The sequence below is a fragment of the Bacteroides sp. MSB163 genome (genome assembly GCF_036416795.1).
Classification (GTDB): domain Bacteria; phylum Bacteroidota; class Bacteroidia; order Bacteroidales; family Bacteroidaceae; genus Bacteroides; species Bacteroides maternus.
The window spans coordinates 1,873,526-1,890,496 of sequence record NZ_CP143867.1 but is presented as its reverse complement, the minus strand read 5'-3'; the positions used below and the strand labels follow the sequence as shown (position 1 = coordinate 1,890,496).

The 16,971-nt window shown below is 44.5% G+C and carries 12 protein-coding genes; 10 read left to right on the top strand and 2 right to left on the bottom strand.

Features of this window, described 5'->3' with window-relative positions; all coding sequences use genetic code 11:
* Window positions 1–5: 5 nt before the first annotated feature.
* The 5 genes from VYM24_RS06485 (at window position 6) to VYM24_RS06465 (ending at window position 6,335) form a co-directional block, all read left to right on the top strand.
* Complete coding sequence (locus VYM24_RS06485; RefSeq protein ID WP_291550423.1) at window positions 6–1,055, top strand: helix-turn-helix domain-containing protein; 1,050 nt, start codon at window positions 6–8, stop codon at window positions 1,053–1,055.
* Window positions 1,056–1,129: 74 nt separating this feature from the next.
* A complete protein-coding gene (locus VYM24_RS06480) occupies window positions 1,130–2,269 on the top strand; it encodes a hypothetical protein (RefSeq protein ID WP_044263164.1) in 1,140 nt (379 codons plus the stop codon).
* An 85-nt stretch (window positions 2,270–2,354) separates the two neighbouring features.
* Window positions 2,355–4,226, top strand: a complete 1,872-nt coding sequence (locus VYM24_RS06475) for a DNA topoisomerase IV subunit B (RefSeq protein WP_291550424.1) — start codon at window positions 2,355–2,357, stop codon at window positions 4,224–4,226.
* The gene (gene coaD, locus VYM24_RS06470) at window positions 4,223–4,675 is read left to right on the top strand and encodes a pantetheine-phosphate adenylyltransferase (protein ID WP_044263160.1); all 453 of its coding nucleotides are present in this window, start codon (window positions 4,223–4,225) and stop codon (window positions 4,673–4,675) included. Before VYM24_RS06475 ends, coaD begins: the two co-directional genes overlap by 4 nt.
* A gap of 34 nt (window positions 4,676–4,709) precedes the next feature.
* Window positions 4,710–6,335: a S41 family peptidase gene (locus VYM24_RS06465; RefSeq protein ID WP_330942220.1), complete on the top strand. Its 1,626-nt coding sequence runs from the start codon at window positions 4,710–4,712 to the stop codon at window positions 6,333–6,335.
* Here VYM24_RS06465 and VYM24_RS06460 read toward each other — a convergent pair.
* Window positions 6,332–6,934: a phosphatase PAP2 family protein gene (locus VYM24_RS06460; RefSeq protein WP_291550425.1), complete on the bottom strand. Its 603-nt coding sequence runs from the start codon at window positions 6,932–6,934 to the stop codon at window positions 6,332–6,334. The two genes, VYM24_RS06465 and VYM24_RS06460, sit on opposite strands and share 4 nt — an antisense overlap.
* A 105-nt stretch (window positions 6,935–7,039) precedes the next feature.
* Here VYM24_RS06460 and VYM24_RS06455 point away from each other — a divergent pair, with 105 nt between their 5' ends.
* The 4 genes from VYM24_RS06455 to VYM24_RS06440 all read left to right on the top strand — a co-directional run bounded on the left by VYM24_RS06455 (window position 7,040) and on the right by VYM24_RS06440 (window position 11,647).
* Window positions 7,040–7,951, top strand: coding sequence for a helix-turn-helix domain-containing protein (locus VYM24_RS06455; RefSeq protein WP_291550426.1), 912 nt, complete (start codon window positions 7,040–7,042; stop codon window positions 7,949–7,951).
* A gap of 189 nt (window positions 7,952–8,140) precedes the next feature.
* The gene (locus VYM24_RS06450; protein WP_330941792.1) at window positions 8,141–8,842 is read left to right on the top strand and encodes a succinate dehydrogenase/fumarate reductase cytochrome b subunit; all 702 of its coding nucleotides are present in this window, start codon (window positions 8,141–8,143) and stop codon (window positions 8,840–8,842) included.
* A 36-nt stretch (window positions 8,843–8,878) separates the two neighbouring features.
* Window positions 8,879–10,858, top strand: a complete 1,980-nt coding sequence (locus VYM24_RS06445; protein WP_291550427.1) for a fumarate reductase/succinate dehydrogenase flavoprotein subunit — start codon at window positions 8,879–8,881, stop codon at window positions 10,856–10,858.
* 33 nt (window positions 10,859–10,891) lie between these two features.
* Entirely contained in the window at window positions 10,892–11,647 is a 756-nt protein-coding gene (locus tag VYM24_RS06440) for a succinate dehydrogenase/fumarate reductase iron-sulfur subunit (protein WP_007211613.1), read from the top strand.
* Window positions 11,648–11,732: 85 nt separating this feature from the next.
* On the opposite strand, the gene VYM24_RS06435 is transcribed toward VYM24_RS06440, so the two are convergent.
* Complete coding sequence (locus VYM24_RS06435; protein ID WP_330941791.1) at window positions 11,733–14,084, bottom strand: sensor histidine kinase; 2,352 nt, start codon at window positions 14,082–14,084, stop codon at window positions 11,733–11,735.
* A 100-nt stretch (window positions 14,085–14,184) separates the two neighbouring features.
* On the opposite strand from VYM24_RS06435, the gene VYM24_RS06430 reads away from it, so the two are divergent.
* Window positions 14,185–16,959, top strand: a complete 2,775-nt coding sequence (locus VYM24_RS06430; RefSeq protein WP_330941790.1) for an outer membrane beta-barrel protein — start codon at window positions 14,185–14,187, stop codon at window positions 16,957–16,959.
* The last annotated feature ends 12 nt before the right edge of the window (window positions 16,960–16,971 follow it).

Sequence of the window (16,971 nt, the reverse complement as noted above, 5' to 3'; positions counted from 1 at the left end):
ACTTCATGAACGGAGCTGCATTCATGTTCTTCGGATATGTCAGTTTCCGCTTGCTCACACATAGGCCACGCTCACGGATACAGAGCATACTGGGACTCACCCTTGCTTTCTGGGCATTATTGGAGTTCAAGGATATATTACTCTATTTTCCTTCACTGAAAACCGAACAATTGGTCAATTCCCTGCTATTCATTGACGGATGGGCAGTTGCCGCCTGTTCCTTCTATCTTCTGGAATTAACGGCACCCGGATGGCTTAACTGGAAGAAAGTTTTTTTGCTTTTCAGTCCCTATATTGTATTTACAATTGCCTATTTGTGTACATTCCATGCCCCCATTTTCCCTTTTTATTTCGGATTCATTCTACTCTATAGTGCCGTTATTGTACTCATAGTTACATTCGCTGCCCGACGCTACCAACGATACATACGCAACAACTACTCTTATTCAGAACATATCGATGTGGCATGGTTGAAGAAAGCCACATTTATTCTCGCCATCTGCCTGGCAACATGGGTATATACCAGCATGAATATTACAGGCTGGGGAGATACTATTTATTATATTTCTTCTGTCATATTGTGGTTTGTTATTATCCACTATTCAGCCCATCAGATTACTATCCCTATGCCTAATAATCTGAAAGGCAACCTCCTGGCTAAAGAGCCTGTAGAAGAGAACGGGACCAGCGGAACGGAACAGGATAACTGTTCTTATTACGCTTTCCGGGAAGAGTTACTGAAAGTAATGGAAGAGCAACAACTCTACCTGAATCCTAAACTGACTATCAGCGATGTAGCCAATGCCATTGGAACCAACCGCACCTACCTATCCACCTATTTCAACAACAAGCTGAATATCACTTTCTACGACTACATCAACAACCTGCGCATTGAGAAAGCCGGCAAGCAACTACTGACCATTTACCCCTATACCATGAATATAGATGAGATAGCCGAACGTTCCGGATTTAACTCCACTTCCACCTTCCGGCGTGCTTTCCTCAAAAATACAGGTATGACACCTTTACAGTATCGGAAAAGCATACAGCAATAGATCAGTTTTTATCTCTGCCGCGTGGTATTTTAAAGATTATCATGTATCTTTGCCACTTCATTAGACATAAAATTATGGCAATAACAATCAAAAAAGTTTCCACAACAAAAGAATTGAAACGGTTCATCCGCTTCAATTACCGGCTATATAAAGGCAACCCTTACTCTGTCCCCGATCTTTACGACGACATGCTCAACACTTTCAATAAAAAGAAGAATGCGGCGTTTGAATTCTGTGAGGCAGAGTATTTCCTGGCTTACCAAGACAACAAAATAGTAGGCCGCGTAGCTGCCATAATCAACCATAAGGCCAATGAAACCTGGGATAAAAAGAACGTCCGTTTCGGCTGGATCGACTTTATTGACGACCCGGAAGTATCGGATGCCTTGATCCGCACGGTAGAAGAATGGGGAAAAGAACGCGGAATGACTCATATACAAGGTCCGTTGGGCTTCACTGACTTCGACGCAGAAGGTATGCTGGTAGAAGGCTTCGACCAACTCAGCACCATGGCAACCATTTACAATTATCCTTACTACCCGCAACACATGGAGCGCATGGGATTTGAAAAGGAAGCTGACTGGGTGGAATATCAAATCTACATTCCGGATGCCATACCGGATAAACACAAACGTATCTCCGACCTTATCCAGCGTAAATACAACCTCAAGATTAAAAAATATACATCAGCCAAAAAGATAGCCCACGATTATGGACAGGCCATCTTTGAGTTGATGAACGAAGCTTATAAACCCCTGTTCGGTTATTCCGCTCTGTCGCAACGGCAGATTGACCAGTACGTGAAAATGTATCTCCCCATCGTAGACCTGCGCATGGTGACGCTTATTACAGATGCCGACGACCAATTGATTGCCGTAGGCATATCCATGCCCTCCCTGTCCGAAGCTTTACAGAAAGCGCACGGCCGGTTATTGCCTTTCGGATGGTACTATCTGCTGAAAGCATTGTTCATGAAACGACGTGCTAAAATGTTGGATTTGTTGCTTGTTGCCGTGAAGCCGGAGTACCAAAACAAAGGTGTTAACGCATTGTTATTTTCCGATTTAATTCCGGTTTATCAGAAATTAGGTTTTATATTTGCAGAAAGTAACCCTGAACTTGAAATGAATGGTAAAGTACAAGCCCAATGGGAATACTTTGAAACCAAACAACATAAACGGCGCAGGGCGTTTGTGAAAGAAATTAATAATTAAGAATGAAGAATGAAGAATTGCCATGCGGCATCACAGCGCAGCCAAATTCTTCATTCTTCATTCCTCATTCTTCATTAAATAAGCTATGGAAGAAATCAACGGACTGATGCCCGAAGGCAATGTAGAATATACGGAAGACAACATTCGTCATTTGGACGACATGGAGCACATCCGTGTCCGTTCGGGTATGTATATCGGTCGTTTGGGCGACGGTACGCAGAACGACGACGGTATCTATGTATTGCTAAAAGAGGTAATGGACAACAGCATCGATGAGTTCAAAATGGGTGCTGGTAGACGGATCGAGATTAACATTGAGGATAATCTCCGTGTCAGTGTGCGCGACTATGGTCGTGGTATTCCGCAAGGAAAGCTGATTGAAGCGGTGAGTAAACTCAATACCGGTGGTAAGTACGACAGTAAAGCTTTCAAGAAAAGTGTCGGACTGAACGGTGTAGGTATCAAAGCTGTGAATGCACTTAGCAGCCGCTTTGAAGTACGTAGTTATCGCGAAGGTAAAGTTCGTATCGCCATTTTTGAAAAAGGTAATCTCCAAAGTGATGTAACGGAAAACTGTAACGAGGAAAGCGGAACTTACATCTTCTTCGAACCGGACAGCACGTTATTCCTGAACTATTCTTTCCAGGCTAATTTCGTGGAAACGCTATTGCGTAACTACACGTACCTGAATACAGGACTTTCCATTATATACAACGGTCAGCGCATTATCTCACGTCATGGACTGGAAGATTTGCTGAACGACAACATGACTGCACAGGGGCTTTACAATATCATCCATCTGAAAGGAGAAGATATTGAAATAGCCTTTACGCATACGAATCAATACGGCGAGGAATACTATTCCTTTGTCAACGGCCAGCATACCACACAGGGTGGAACACACCAAAGTGCGCTTAAAGAACATATTGCCCGCACCATCAAGGAGTTCTACAACAAGAACCAGGAATATGCCGACATCCGTAACGGTATTGTTGCCGCCATTGCCATCAATGTGGAAGAGCCCCAGTTTGAAGGACAGACCAAGACCAAACTCGGTTCCCCTTCCATGTCTCCCGGTGGTGTAAGCGTGAATAAGTATGTAGGCGACTTCATCAAAACGGAGGTGGATAACTATCTACACAAGAATCCGTTGGTTGCGGAAGTCATGCTGCAAAAGATACAAGACTCCGAAAAGGAACGTAAAGCCATTGCCGGTGTAACCAAACTGGCACGTGAGCGCGCAAAGAAGGCCAACCTGCATAATCGTAAGCTGCGCGATTGCCGTTACCACCTCAATGACGGCAAAGGAAAGGAACAGGAATCCGAGTCCTGCATCTTTATCACTGAAGGTGACTCCGCCAGCGGTTCCATCACAAAGAGCCGTGACGTAAATACGCAGGCTGTATTCAGTCTTCGTGGTAAACCGTTAAACTCATTCGGGCTGACTAAGAAAGTGGTATATGAAAACGAAGAATTCAATCTGCTACAAGCTGCCCTGAACATAGAAGATGGCATTGAAGGATTGCGTTACAACAAGGTGATTGCCGCTACCGATGCCGATGTGGACGGTATGCACATCCGGTTGTTGCTCATCACATTCTTCCTGCAATTCTTCCCCGATCTGATAAAGAAAGGGCACGTCTATATCCTGCAAACTCCATTGTTCCGCGTACGCAACAAGAAAAAGACAATTTACTGCTACACGGAAGAGGAACGGCAAAAAGCCATTGCCGAGCTGAGTCCCAACCCGGAGATTACCCGTTTTAAAGGTCTGGGAGAGATCTCGCCTGATGAATTCCGGCATTTCATCGGCAAAGATATGCGTCTGGAACAAGTCACTTTACGCAAAACGGACCTTGTAAAGGAATTATTGGAATTCTATATGGGTAAAAATACCATGGAACGGCAAAACTTTATTATTAACAATCTGGTTATAGAAGAAGATCTGGCATCATGAGAAGAGCAATCTTTCCGGGAACATTCGATCCTTTCACTATCGGCCATTCATCGGTAGTGACCCGCGCACTGACTTTTATGGATGAAGTCATTATTGGAATTGGTATCAACGAGAATAAAAACACCTACTTCCCTATTGAGAAGCGCGTGGAGATGATACAGAAATTCTACCGGAACGAACCACGTATCAAGGTCTACTCCTATGATTGCCTGACGATTGATTTTGCCCGGCAGGTAGACGCGCAGTTTATAGTTCGTGGTATCCGTACCGTGAAAGATTTCGAATATGAAGAGACCATTGCCGATATCAACCGTAAACTGGCAGGCATCGAAACCATTTTGCTCTTTACCGAACCTGAACTGACATGTATCAGCTCGACTACTGTCCGCGAGCTTCTACAGTTCGGCAAAGATATCAGCCAGTTTATCCCCGAAGGGATGGATATTTAATGATTAGTGAATTAGTGATAAGCGAAAAAGAATGATGAAGAAATTTCTTATCTTTATAATATGTATATGCGGCGCCATGGCTTCCATGCAGGCGCAGAATATGGGCAACTTGGCTGCCCGCAAGTTACAAATGGCAGAATTTGCCATCACCAACCTGTATGTAGACTCGGTAGACGAGAATAAACTGGTGGAAGAAGCTATTATCCGTATGCTCGCCCAACTCGATCCGCACTCCACATACAATGACGCCGAGGAAGTGAAGAAAATGAACGAGCCTTTACAAGGTAACTTCGAAGGTATCGGTGTGCAGTTCCAGATGATAGAAGATACATTACTTATTATACAGCCCGTCAGCAACGGACCGTCTGAAAAGGTTGGTATTCTGGCAGGCGACCGTATCGTGGCAGTGAACGACAGCGCTATTGCCGGCGTAAAAATGTCCACAGAAGATATAATGGCACGCCTGCGCGGCCCGAAAGACTCAGAAGTAAAACTAACCATTGTCCGCCGCGGAGTGCACGATCCCTTATACTTCACTGTAAAACGGGATAAAATACCCATTCTAAGTTTAGACGCTTCGTATATGATACAGCCCAAGACCGGCTATATCCGTATCAACCGCTTCGGTGCCACTACCGCCGAAGAATTTACCGCCGCCCTCAAAGAGCTACAGAAGCAAGGAATGAAAGATCTGATACTCGACCTGCAAGGCAACGGTGGTGGTTATTTGAATGCAGCAATTGATCTTGCCAACGAGTTCCTGCAACAAAAAGAACTGATTGTATATACCGAAGGAAGAACCTCTCAGCGCAGTAATTTCTATGCCAAAGGCACAGGCAACTTCAAAAACGGACGCCTCATCGTGCTGGTAGACGAATACTCTGCTTCAGCAAGTGAAATCGTAACCGGTGCCATACAGGACTGGGACAGAGGCGTAGTTGTAGGTCGCCGTACTTTTGGTAAAGGGCTGGTACAACGTCCCATCGAATTGCCCGATGGCTCTATGATCCGCTTGACTATCGCCCGTTATTACACCCCATCCGGACGTTGCATCCAGAAGCCGTACGACCATACAGCCAATCTGGACGGCAGAGGCCTTAGCAAAGACGACGGTCAGGAAAAATACAATATGGAACTGGTAGATCGCTTCAACCGTGGAGAAATGATGCATGCCGACAGTATCCATTTTCCTGATTCATTGAAGAACTCCACTAAGAAGTTGAAACGTACCGTATATGGTGGCGGTGGTATCATGCCCGACTATTTCGTACCTATCGATACAACCCAATATACCGATTATCACCGTAATCTGGTTGCTAAAGGCGTTGTCATCAAAGCAACAACCAAGTATATCGAGAAAAACCGGAAAGAACTCCAAGAGAAATATAAGAAGTTCGATACCTTCAACAATAAATTTGAGATAGACGAACAGATGCTTGCGGACATACGCGCTGCCGCCGATAAAGAAAAGATTGAGTTCAACGAGGAGCAGTACAACAAATCATTGCCCCTCATAAAAACGCAGTTGAAAGCCTTGATAGCCCGTGACCTGTGGGATATGAACGAATACTTTCAGGTGATAAACACCACGAACAACAGCGTGCAACAAGCCCTTAAGATATTGAACGAAAAGATATACGAGAAGAAACTACCGCTTTAATTACCGAACAACCACTTGTTCAGCCAACGGTTCACATAGATATTTACTACGGCACATCCGGCTCCGATAACTGCACCCGCCAGCACATCGGACGGATAGTGTACGCCCTCATTCATACGGGATACTCCGACAGAACATGCCCATAAGGCGGATGGAGCGATTACATACCATTTCGGATACTTCACACAAAGTGAAGTTGCCAATGCAAAAGCAGTTGCCGTATGTCCGGAAGGAAAAGAAGGACTGGTTTCATGACTATAAGCATGAACCCGGTCGGGATATCGGTCGAACGGGCGTTCACGATCTATAAGATATTTCATGCCGTAAGTCACAACAAAAGCACCGGCAACACTGGTACCTACATACACAGCATCCTTCAATAGTTCGCGGTCTTTTTTCACCCAGGCAGCCAATGCCATCGCCACAGGAACACCCACAGCAATATAGGGTTCAGTACGAGAAATTATTTTATTATAATTACGAATGAACTTACCATCCCAACTATTTATTTTATGCAAAGTATTAATGTCCCAGTTCTGGGCAGAAACATTGAATACAAGTAATGATGCGAAAAATACAAAAAAAATAGTCCGTTTCATGTAGTCTTTCTTATAGTTTGCCGCAAAGATAGACGATTTTGTTAGAGTATTCACAAAAAAATTCTATCTTTGTTGCCATAATTTTAGTAATTCGTCTTATATTTCATGACAAAAGACACTCTTTGCACACGGCAAGTAGATTGTACTCTATGCCCAAAAATCTCAGACGGGACATTGGTATATCGCCAATATCCCCAGGGGCAGCATTTCTCGGCGGAGAAGTGTACCCAGAACTGCATGATCTTTATGTTAAAGGGAGAATTGTTGATAAATAGTAACGAATACCCGGGCACTACGCTCCAGAGCAGACAATGTGTACTGCAAGCCATCGGTTCAAAAATGGAGTTGTTAGCACTGACCGAGGTGGAATATATCGCCTATTGGTTTACGGAACTTCCACTTATATGCGAAGACCGTTACAAGGAAATCCTCGAACGCTCTGAGGCTCCGCTGACCTACACACCGCTGATAGCGAATGCAAAACTGGAGCGGTTGCTGCATGATATCGCCGACTATTTTAAAGAACAGCCTTCCGCATGTGGGAAATATCTCGACATCAAACGCCAGGAACTGGTTTACATACTAACCTGCTATTATCCCCTGCGCCAGATAAGTACGTTCTTCTATCCCATCAGCACTTATACGGAAAGTTTCCATTATTTCATTATGCAGAACTACGACAAGGTGAAGAATGTGGAAGAATTCGCCCATTTGGGTGGATATACAACCACTACATTCCGCCGTTTGTTTAAAAATATGTATAATGTTCCGGTGTACGAATGGATACTGGACAAGAAACGTGAAGGTATTCTGAACGATCTGCAATTCACCAAGCAACGTATCTCCGTGATTAGTTCACGTTATGGTTTCGACTCTCTGTCGCACTTTGCTCATTTCTGTAAGGACTCCTTTGGAGACACCCCTCGTTCCTTGCGAAAACGTGCTGCCAGCGGAGAGAAAATCACCATTATAAAAGAAAAAAATGACGACTCAGCCAGGGAACAGGTTGACGAGTAAGAGTAATCTTTCCTTGTCAACCTGTTCCCTGACTCACTTGTCAACTTCTATCTATTCTCTGAATTACGGAATTATTTCTTTAATTCCTTGTTTAATCAATGTATTTCTTCTATTTTTGCGGGAAATTAGTGTAAGACCCTAAGTAAAAGCAAATTTTCTAACTATTAAATAATTTAAATTCAATCATTTATGTGGTTAAGTAATTCATCTGTAGGAAGGAAAGTGGTGATGAGCGTTACCGGTATCGCCCTTGTCCTGTTTCTGACGTTTCACATGGCGATGAACCTGGTTGCATTAATCTCGGCAGAGGGATACAACATGGTTTGTGAGTTCCTGGGAGCAAACTGGTATGCCTTGGTGGCTACGGTAGGTTTGGCCGCCCTTTTCGTTATTCACATCATCTACGCTTTCTGGCTGACAATGCAGAACCGCAAAGCACGCGGTACCGAACGTTATGCCGTAGTTGATAAACCCAAAACTGTGGAATGGGCTTCTCAGAACATGCTCGTATTGGGTCTTATCGTAATCGTAGGTCTGGGTCTGCACCTGGTGAACTTCTGGGCAAAAATGCAGCTTCCTGAGTTGATGCACAACATGGGTATGCATGCTGACACGCTGACACTGGCTTATGCCGCTAACGGTGTTTATCACATTCAGAACACATTCAGCAATCCGGTATACGTAGTGCTTTACCTCATTTGGCTCGGCGCACTGTGGTTCCACCTGACTCACGGTTTCTGGAGCTCTATGCAATCTCTGGGTTGGAACAACAAGGTATGGATTAACCGTTGGAAATGCATCTCCAACATTTACTCTACTATCGTCGTTGTATGTTTCGCCTTGGTGGTTGTCGTATTCTTCGCAAAATCATTGTGCGGCGGTGCTTGCTAATTTGTAAATTGTAAACGATTAAAATGTAATAGCATTATGACTAAGATAGATTCAAAAATTCCGGAAGGACCGGTGGCTGAGAAATGGACCAACTATAAAGCTCACCAGAAATTAGTTAACCCTGCTAACAAGCGTCGCTTGGATATCATCGTAGTAGGTACGGGCTTGGCAGGTGCTTCTGCAGCCGCTTCACTCGGTGAAATGGGTTTCAGAGTATTCAACTTCTGTATTCAAGACTCTCCGCGCCGTGCACACTCCATCGCAGCACAGGGCGGTATCAACGCTGCAAAGAATTACCAAAACGACGGCGACTCTGTTTACCGTTTGTTCTACGATACAGTAAAGGGTGGTGACTACCGTGCCCGCGAAGCTAACGTTTACCGTTTGGCTGAGGTTTCCAACAGCATTATCGACCAATGTGTGGCACAAGGTGTTCCCTTCGCCCGCGAATACGGCGGTTTGCTGGATAACCGTTCTTTCGGTGGTGCTCAGGTATCACGTACGTTCTATGCCCGCGGCCAAACCGGACAGCAGTTGTTGCTGGGTGCTTACTCTGCACTGAGCCGCCAGGTAAACGCAGGTACCGTAAAATTATACACTCGTTACGAAATGCAGGACGTTGTCCTCATTGACGGACGTGCACGCGGTATCATCGCTAAAAATCTTGTAACCGGTAAACTGGAACGTTTTGCTGCACACGCAGTAGTAATCGCTACCGGTGGCTACGGAAACGCATACTTCCTGTCTACTAATGCAATGACTTGTAACTGTACAGCTGCCGTTTCTTGCTATCGCAAGGGTGCCTGGATGGCTAACCCGGCTATGGTACAGATTCACCCCACTTGTATTCCCGTTCACGGTGACAAGCAGTCTAAGTTGACTTTGATGTCAGAGTCTCTGCGCAATGACGGTCGTATCTGGGTTCCGAAGAAGAAAGAAGATGCCATAAAACTCCAGAAGGGTGAAATCAAGGGAAGCGATATTCCTGAAGAAGACCGCGACTACTACTTGGAACGCCGCTATCCGGCATTCGGAAACTTGGTTCCGCGTGACGTTGCCAGCCGTGCCGCTAAAGAACGTTGCGATGCTGGTTTCGGTGTGAACAATACAGGCTTGGCAGTATTCCTCGATTTCTCTGAGGCTATCAGTCGCTTAGGCATTGATATTGTTCTTCAACGTTATGGCAACCTCTTTGATATGTACGAGGAAATCACTGACGTTAATCCGGGTGAACTGGCAAAAGAAATTGCCGGTGTGAAATATTATAATCCGATGATGATTTATCCGGCTATCCACTACACAATGGGTGGTATCTGGGTTGACTACGAACTGATGACTTCTATCAAGGGTCTGTTCGCTATCGGTGAATGTAACTTCTCTGACCACGGTGCAAACCGCCTCGGTGCTTCCGCATTGATGCAGGGTCTGGCTGACGGTTACTTTGTATTGCCTTACACTATTCAGAACTATCTGGCCGACCAGATTACAGTTCCCCGCTTCTCTACCGACCTGCCTGAATTTGCAGCTGCCGAGAAAGCTATCCAGGACAAGATTGACTGGATGATGAGCATCCAAGGTAAGAAGTCTGTAGATTCTATCCACAAGGAACTGGGTCACGTAATGTGGGAATATGTAGGTATGGGCCGTACAGCAGAAGGTCTGAAGACCGGTATTGCCAAACTGAAAGAAATCCGTAAGGAATTCGAAAAAGAACTGTTCATCCCGGGAGATAAGGAAGGCATGAACGTAGAGTTGGATAAAGCTATCCGTCTGTACGACTTCATTATCATGGGCGAATTGGTTGCTTACGATGCTCTGAACCGTAACGAAAGCTGCGGTGGTCACTTCCGTGAAGAATACCAGACTGAAGAAGGCGAAGCAAAACGTGACGATGAAAACTTCTTCTACGTTGCTTGCTGGGAATATCAAGGTTCCGACGAGAAAGCTCCTGAGTTGCTGAAAGAACCGCTGGTTTACGAAGCAATCAAGGTACAGACTCGTAACTATAAGAGCTAATCGGGAAGTTGAACATTTAAAGAATTAAAGAAAATGGATAAAAATATAAGTTTCACACTGAAAGTATGGCGCCAGAAAGGCCCAAAGGCAAAAGGCGCTTTTGAAACATACCAAATGAAAGATATCCCCGGTGACACTTCATTCCTCGAAATGCTGGATATCTTGAATGAACAACTGATTTCTGAAGGTAAAGAACCGGTTGTATTCGATCATGACTGCCGCGAAGGTATCTGCGGTATGTGTTCGCTCTACATCAACGGACATCCTCACGGTCCTGCGACAGGTGCTACTACCTGCCAGATCTATATGCGTCGTTTCAACGATGGTGACACTATCACTGTTGAACCTTGGCGTTCTGCCGGTTTCCCGGTCATCAAAGACTTGATGGTAGACCGTACAGCTTACGACAAGATTATGCAAGCCGGTGGTTACGTTAGTGTGCGCACGGGCTCTCCTCAGGATGCCAATGCTATCCTGATTCCGAAGCAAATCGCTGACGAAGCTATGGATGCAGCAGCTTGTATCGGTTGCGGTGCTTGTGTAGCTGCTTGTAAGAATGGTTCTGCCATGTTGTTCGTTTCCGCAAAAGTTAGCCAGCTGAACTTGCTGCCGCAGGGTAAACCGGAAGCATTGCGTCGCGCAAAAGCTATGTTGAGCAAGATGGATGAACTCGGATTTGGTAACTGTACCAATACTCGTGCTTGCGAAGCCGAATGTCCGAAGAACATCTCTATCAGCAACATCGCCCGTCTGAACCGCGATTTCATCATCGCAAAACTGAAAGACTAATCAGCCCTTTCTACATTTGATTAATATCACAAGAACTCCTCTACCGGGAAACCGGCAGGGGAGTTTTTCTTATGAGTCAGAAGTCTTATACCTCATCCGTCAAAGATAGAACAACCGTAAAACAGCTTCCTTTTCCTACTTCAGACTGTACCTCTATATGTCCGCAAAGCTTCTCAATAATGACTTTACAGATAGAAAGTCCAAGCCCGCTTCCTTGTTCAAACTCGTCAGTCTTATAAAAACGGTCAAAGATCATCATGAGTTCTTTCTCATCAATACCTTTCCCGGTATCCTGTACATACACACTGACCTTCCGACCTTTTTTATCCACTTTGCATCCTAATGTAATAGAACCATTCCGGGTAAACTTATCCGCATTGCCCAGGAAGTTGGAGATAACCTGAATAAAACGCATACGGTCTATATTGACAGGCAAAGAGAGATTCTCATCCAAAGCCAGATGAAACCTCAACGAGGGCTTGATTAATGCCTGGTAAGCCATATAAATCTCTTTCACAACCGTTGTCATATCCCATTCTTTTATTTCGAGATCCATGTTGCCGGAATCCAGACGTGATATTTCCACCACATCATTGATCAGTTTCAAGAGTAATTCGTTGTTACGGTTAATGATCTCAAGCATGACCTTCTTCTCATCCGATTCAATCTCATCGCCCCCCTCGCCAACCAACAAATTGGTGAAACCGACAATGGCATTCAGCGGAGTACGGATTTCATGGCTCATATTATTCAGGAAAGATTGTTTCAACTCAGCATTTTCAGCCATCTGCTTAGCCTGAATAAGCTGTTCTTCATGCTCTACCTGTATCTGAATATCCTGCATAATGCCTGCCAGCATTATCCTTCCCTTTGCATCTTTCAGACTGCGACACCGAAGTTCATACCAGCGATAATTCTCTTCACTGAAAGAGAAACGTACACGCCTAACCTGCATATCTGTAGATTGATGCAGTGTTTCGTACAATGAATTCAATAGAAATACATCATCAGGATACGCATATTTAAGGAAATCAGTCCGCACAAATGTCCTCTGTTCCATTCCCACCAAACGCGTATAGTTCTCATCAAATTCAATAGTATCCCCCTGTATATTCCAAAGCGAAATCCGCCCTCCATCCGTAGAAAGTGTCAGCCGCTTATGAGTCTCCTCAAGCATCTCCATATTCTTACGTTCCACACGCGAACGCCGGCGCATACGCAACAGACTGATCAATACCAGAATAAAAGCAAGGATAAACAATCCGGTCAGAAAATAAAATTCCTTCCGATACCGGTCATAGAAGAAGTAATTGATAATACGAACATCTTCAGGTATATTTTTCACATTAAAGTCCGCATAGGATGAAAAATAGGTCCAGTCCAGCACATACTCCTTTTCCATATCCCTGATTTTCGGCATACCAATTTTCTCCTTATTCATCAGACGAACAGAAAAATCGGCTGCAGTACGCGCAGAAATCTCATCAGTAGCCATGTAGCCGCCCACAATCTTGGCATCCTCCCCAAATCCCTGGCGAAGACAGCTGAAAGAAGGAATGTTTAAGGCTTTAGTTATCGGAAGCGACATCTGGTCGAACTTATCTAACAGGAAAACTTGTTTTCCCCTCCCAGCTTTTGTTTTTTCTATCTCGGTAAACAAAGAGGTCCCTTTTATATAACGAAAAGGGCAAAGGCTTATGGTAAAATCATCTTTATCAATACGGTTGTTTGCTCTTGCAGGCATCAGATTATAATGCTCAACCATTTCCTGCAATTTCCTGTATTCATGCTCCACTGAAAAAGTAGACTCACAGCCTAAAAACCGAATTTCTTTTCTATCCGCAAACCGGGTTAATAAATCAAACGATTTATATCCAAGCGGAGTCAGATCAATATTATAAATAATATCTATCCCTACATGTGGCTGCAAAGATTTTATAAAACCAATGTTATGCTTAAAATCCGGCGCATCACGCAGCACATATACCTTTCTGCGCTCATATTCTTTTATAAGTTTCTCATCGGGAAAACGTACGTTGCAAGCCACTACAGGAATGGAAGAAAGTAGTCGATGGCGGGTAGAAAGCAGGGCGGATGCGGCTTGGTCGCCCACTGTGAGGATCAGCGCCATCGGTTTATCTTTGATGATACTAAGATGCGCCTCCATATTTTTTACCCCATCTTCCGACGTGACAGTATTGAAATCCAGATAAAACTTATCAAATATCGGTTCTATTCCCTGTTTCCTGAATTCCTGTTTCAAGAGTTCTTCAAAGTTTCCGTAACAATCATACTGGGGAGAGGAAGAATAAACAAGAGAAATCATTTTTTCGATCCGGTGGTTAATAGTGTACCACCGTTTAAAATTGACTCCGCACCAAAAAGCACACAGCAAAAAGATGAAAGCTAAAACATATTTTAGTTTGTCGGTTTTCATTGTATCACTTATATTGAGCAAAAGTAGCATAATATCTATAAAAAAAGAAGATTTTATGACGAAAACTCTCTAATTTTGTGACTGACATAAAAAGACTGACATGAACGTGCACAAAATCTGGTTACTTTTGCTATTCTTACTGATTCCGACTATTCTATTCGCTCAAAAAACAAGGACAGTCAAAGGACTAGTGTGCACTACATCAGAGACCAAGAAAGGAGAAGAACCTCTGCCCTATGCAAGTCTTGTTATCCTGAAAGGCAAGGATTCCACCTTTGTAAAAGGAGTTGCAAGCGGCGCGGACGGTCGTTTCAATCTTCAGTTCACCCCTCAAAAAGGAACGCAATATTTACTGAAAGCCTCTTATACGGGAATGCAGTCTGTCTTCCGCAAACTGGACAGCAACACTTCAACAATCAACCTAGGCAGCATCTTGCTGGAAGAAGGTATCGAATTGGGCGAAGTGACAGTAAAAGCCCGGATGCGCGACGTAGATCAGGTGGGAGATACCACCGTCATCAATGCAGCAGCTTACAAAACACCGGAAGGCTCGTATCTGGAGACACTTGTCAAACGTATCCCCGGAATGGAATACGACAGCGAAACCAAAACACTGAAATACAACGGGCTGCCTATTAACGAAATCAATGTAAACGGTGAAGCCTTCTTCTCAGGTGACAACAAGATGGCACTGGAAAATCTTCCCGTGGAGTTAATCAGCAAGATAAAAGTGTACGATAAGAAAAGCAAGCTGGAAAAGCTGACGGGTGTCAGCACGGGGAAAGAGAACTATGTGCTCGACCTGCAAACCAAAGAAGAATTCAACGGTACCCTACTTGCATCGGGAAAAGCCGGATACGGCAATAACAACAAAAAGGATTTCAACCTGCAAGGCAACTACTTCAAAAATAACGGAAACAATTTCTCAGTTATTGCCAATTCCGGTAACCTCCATATGCGGACCAGCTACAAGGACAACATACAGGAGAACATTGCCGTAAATTTCACCCAAAAGTACAATAAGCAACTAACACTCAACGGAAATGTATCCTATCACCACAACGAGCAGGGTAATATTTCGACATCCTACAACGAACAATATCTGACAAGTGGCAATAAGTACCAGTATTCTGCCGGCAATAATACGAACCATAGCCGCAATATGAATTCATCCTTGGGCTTAAACTGGCAGGTCGATACCCTGACCTTTGTCAATTTCTTCGGTAATTTCAGCCTTGTCCGGAATAATAATGCCAACAATAACCGCCAAGCCACATTCAATGAAAATCCTCATCTGGATATTCTCAATCCTTTCAGTCATATCAACGATGTACCCGATGAGCTGAGAATCAATGACATCGCCATGGGATCACTAATGCAAGGAGAGCAACACCGCTATTCCTTCCATGCAAATATCATGCGCCGGATTAATAAAAAAGGAAGTTCTATCGGCCTGACTGCACAATACAATGATAGCAAGAATGACAACAATAACTTCTCTATCTCATCAACCACGTATTATCAGTTGAAGAACAGTGCAGGAAACGACTCCATACTCTACCGTAACCAATACTCGTCGAGCCTGTCCCCCAACTGTCAACAGGGCATCGGGCTGATGTTCAGCCATCCTTTTTCCAAGAAACTGCACGCACAGATTTCATATAACCTCAACTACAGTAAGCAGAAAAATGATCGTAATACCTACGACCTGTCCGGCTTTATGGAAGAAACCGCAGTACAACCCGGCTATCTGCCCGAAGGATATGAGGCGAGCTACATCGACAGCCTGAGTAACCGGAGCCATAGCAGTACCCTGCAACATGGAATCAACCTACACTTTAATTATTCCGACACCATTTGGAACATCAATGCCGGAGTAGCCGTGCAACCTGAGCGACGCAGCCTGAACCAGAAAACAGGTCTACATAGAGCTGATACCACCCTCCACTCAGTCGGCTTTCAGCCCATGCTTTTCATCTCATGGCAGAAAAAGAAAAACAGGATCACCCTAAATTATTATGGGAATACCTGGCAACCATCACTATACGATCTGATCTCACCAACCAACAACAGTGACCCGCTCAACATCACGCGAAGCAATCCTAACTTGAAACCTACTTATAATCAATCTGTACGATTGGAAGCACAAAATATAAAGGAAGGACTTTTTGCCACACTGAACTGGAATAACAGAATCAATAGTCAGACCCGTGCAGTGATCTACAACCAGCAAACCGGTGGACGTGAAACTTATCCGGTGAATATTAACGGCAACTGGAGCATAAACGGCGTATTCCGGTATCAAAAGCGCATCAAAAACTTTAACCTGAGTGCAAATGCCGGAGGCTCCTTTGCACAAGATGTCAACCTCATCAACGAAAACCAGAGCGAACAACCCGAACGCAGTGCCACGCATAACACCGGCCTCAACAGTGACCTGCGCCTATCCTACCAACCTAAATGGGGTAATCTGGACCTAAACGGGAGGTGGAACTTCCAACATTCTTCCAACTCACTTTTAGAGACGGATACATACACACGCAATTACACCTTCGGGCTAAATACCTTTGCCGACCTCCCGGGAAGTATACAACTAAGAACGGATGCCAATTACTCTTTCCGAAACGGCACGAACATCAACAAGGGAGACGACGACCAACTCGTCTGGAATGCAAGCGTCACATGGCGTTTCCTGAAAAAGAAACAGGCCGAACTGTCTGCCAATTGGGTGGACATACTCAGCCAGCAGAAGAATTACTACCGTGGCGCTATGGCAGACGGATTGTATGAACGCCACACTCAGCAGATAGGCAGCTATTTCGTTATCTCAATGAAGTACCGATTTAATCAGCCACTGGGCAAACGCAAACACTAACAGCGCTCATCC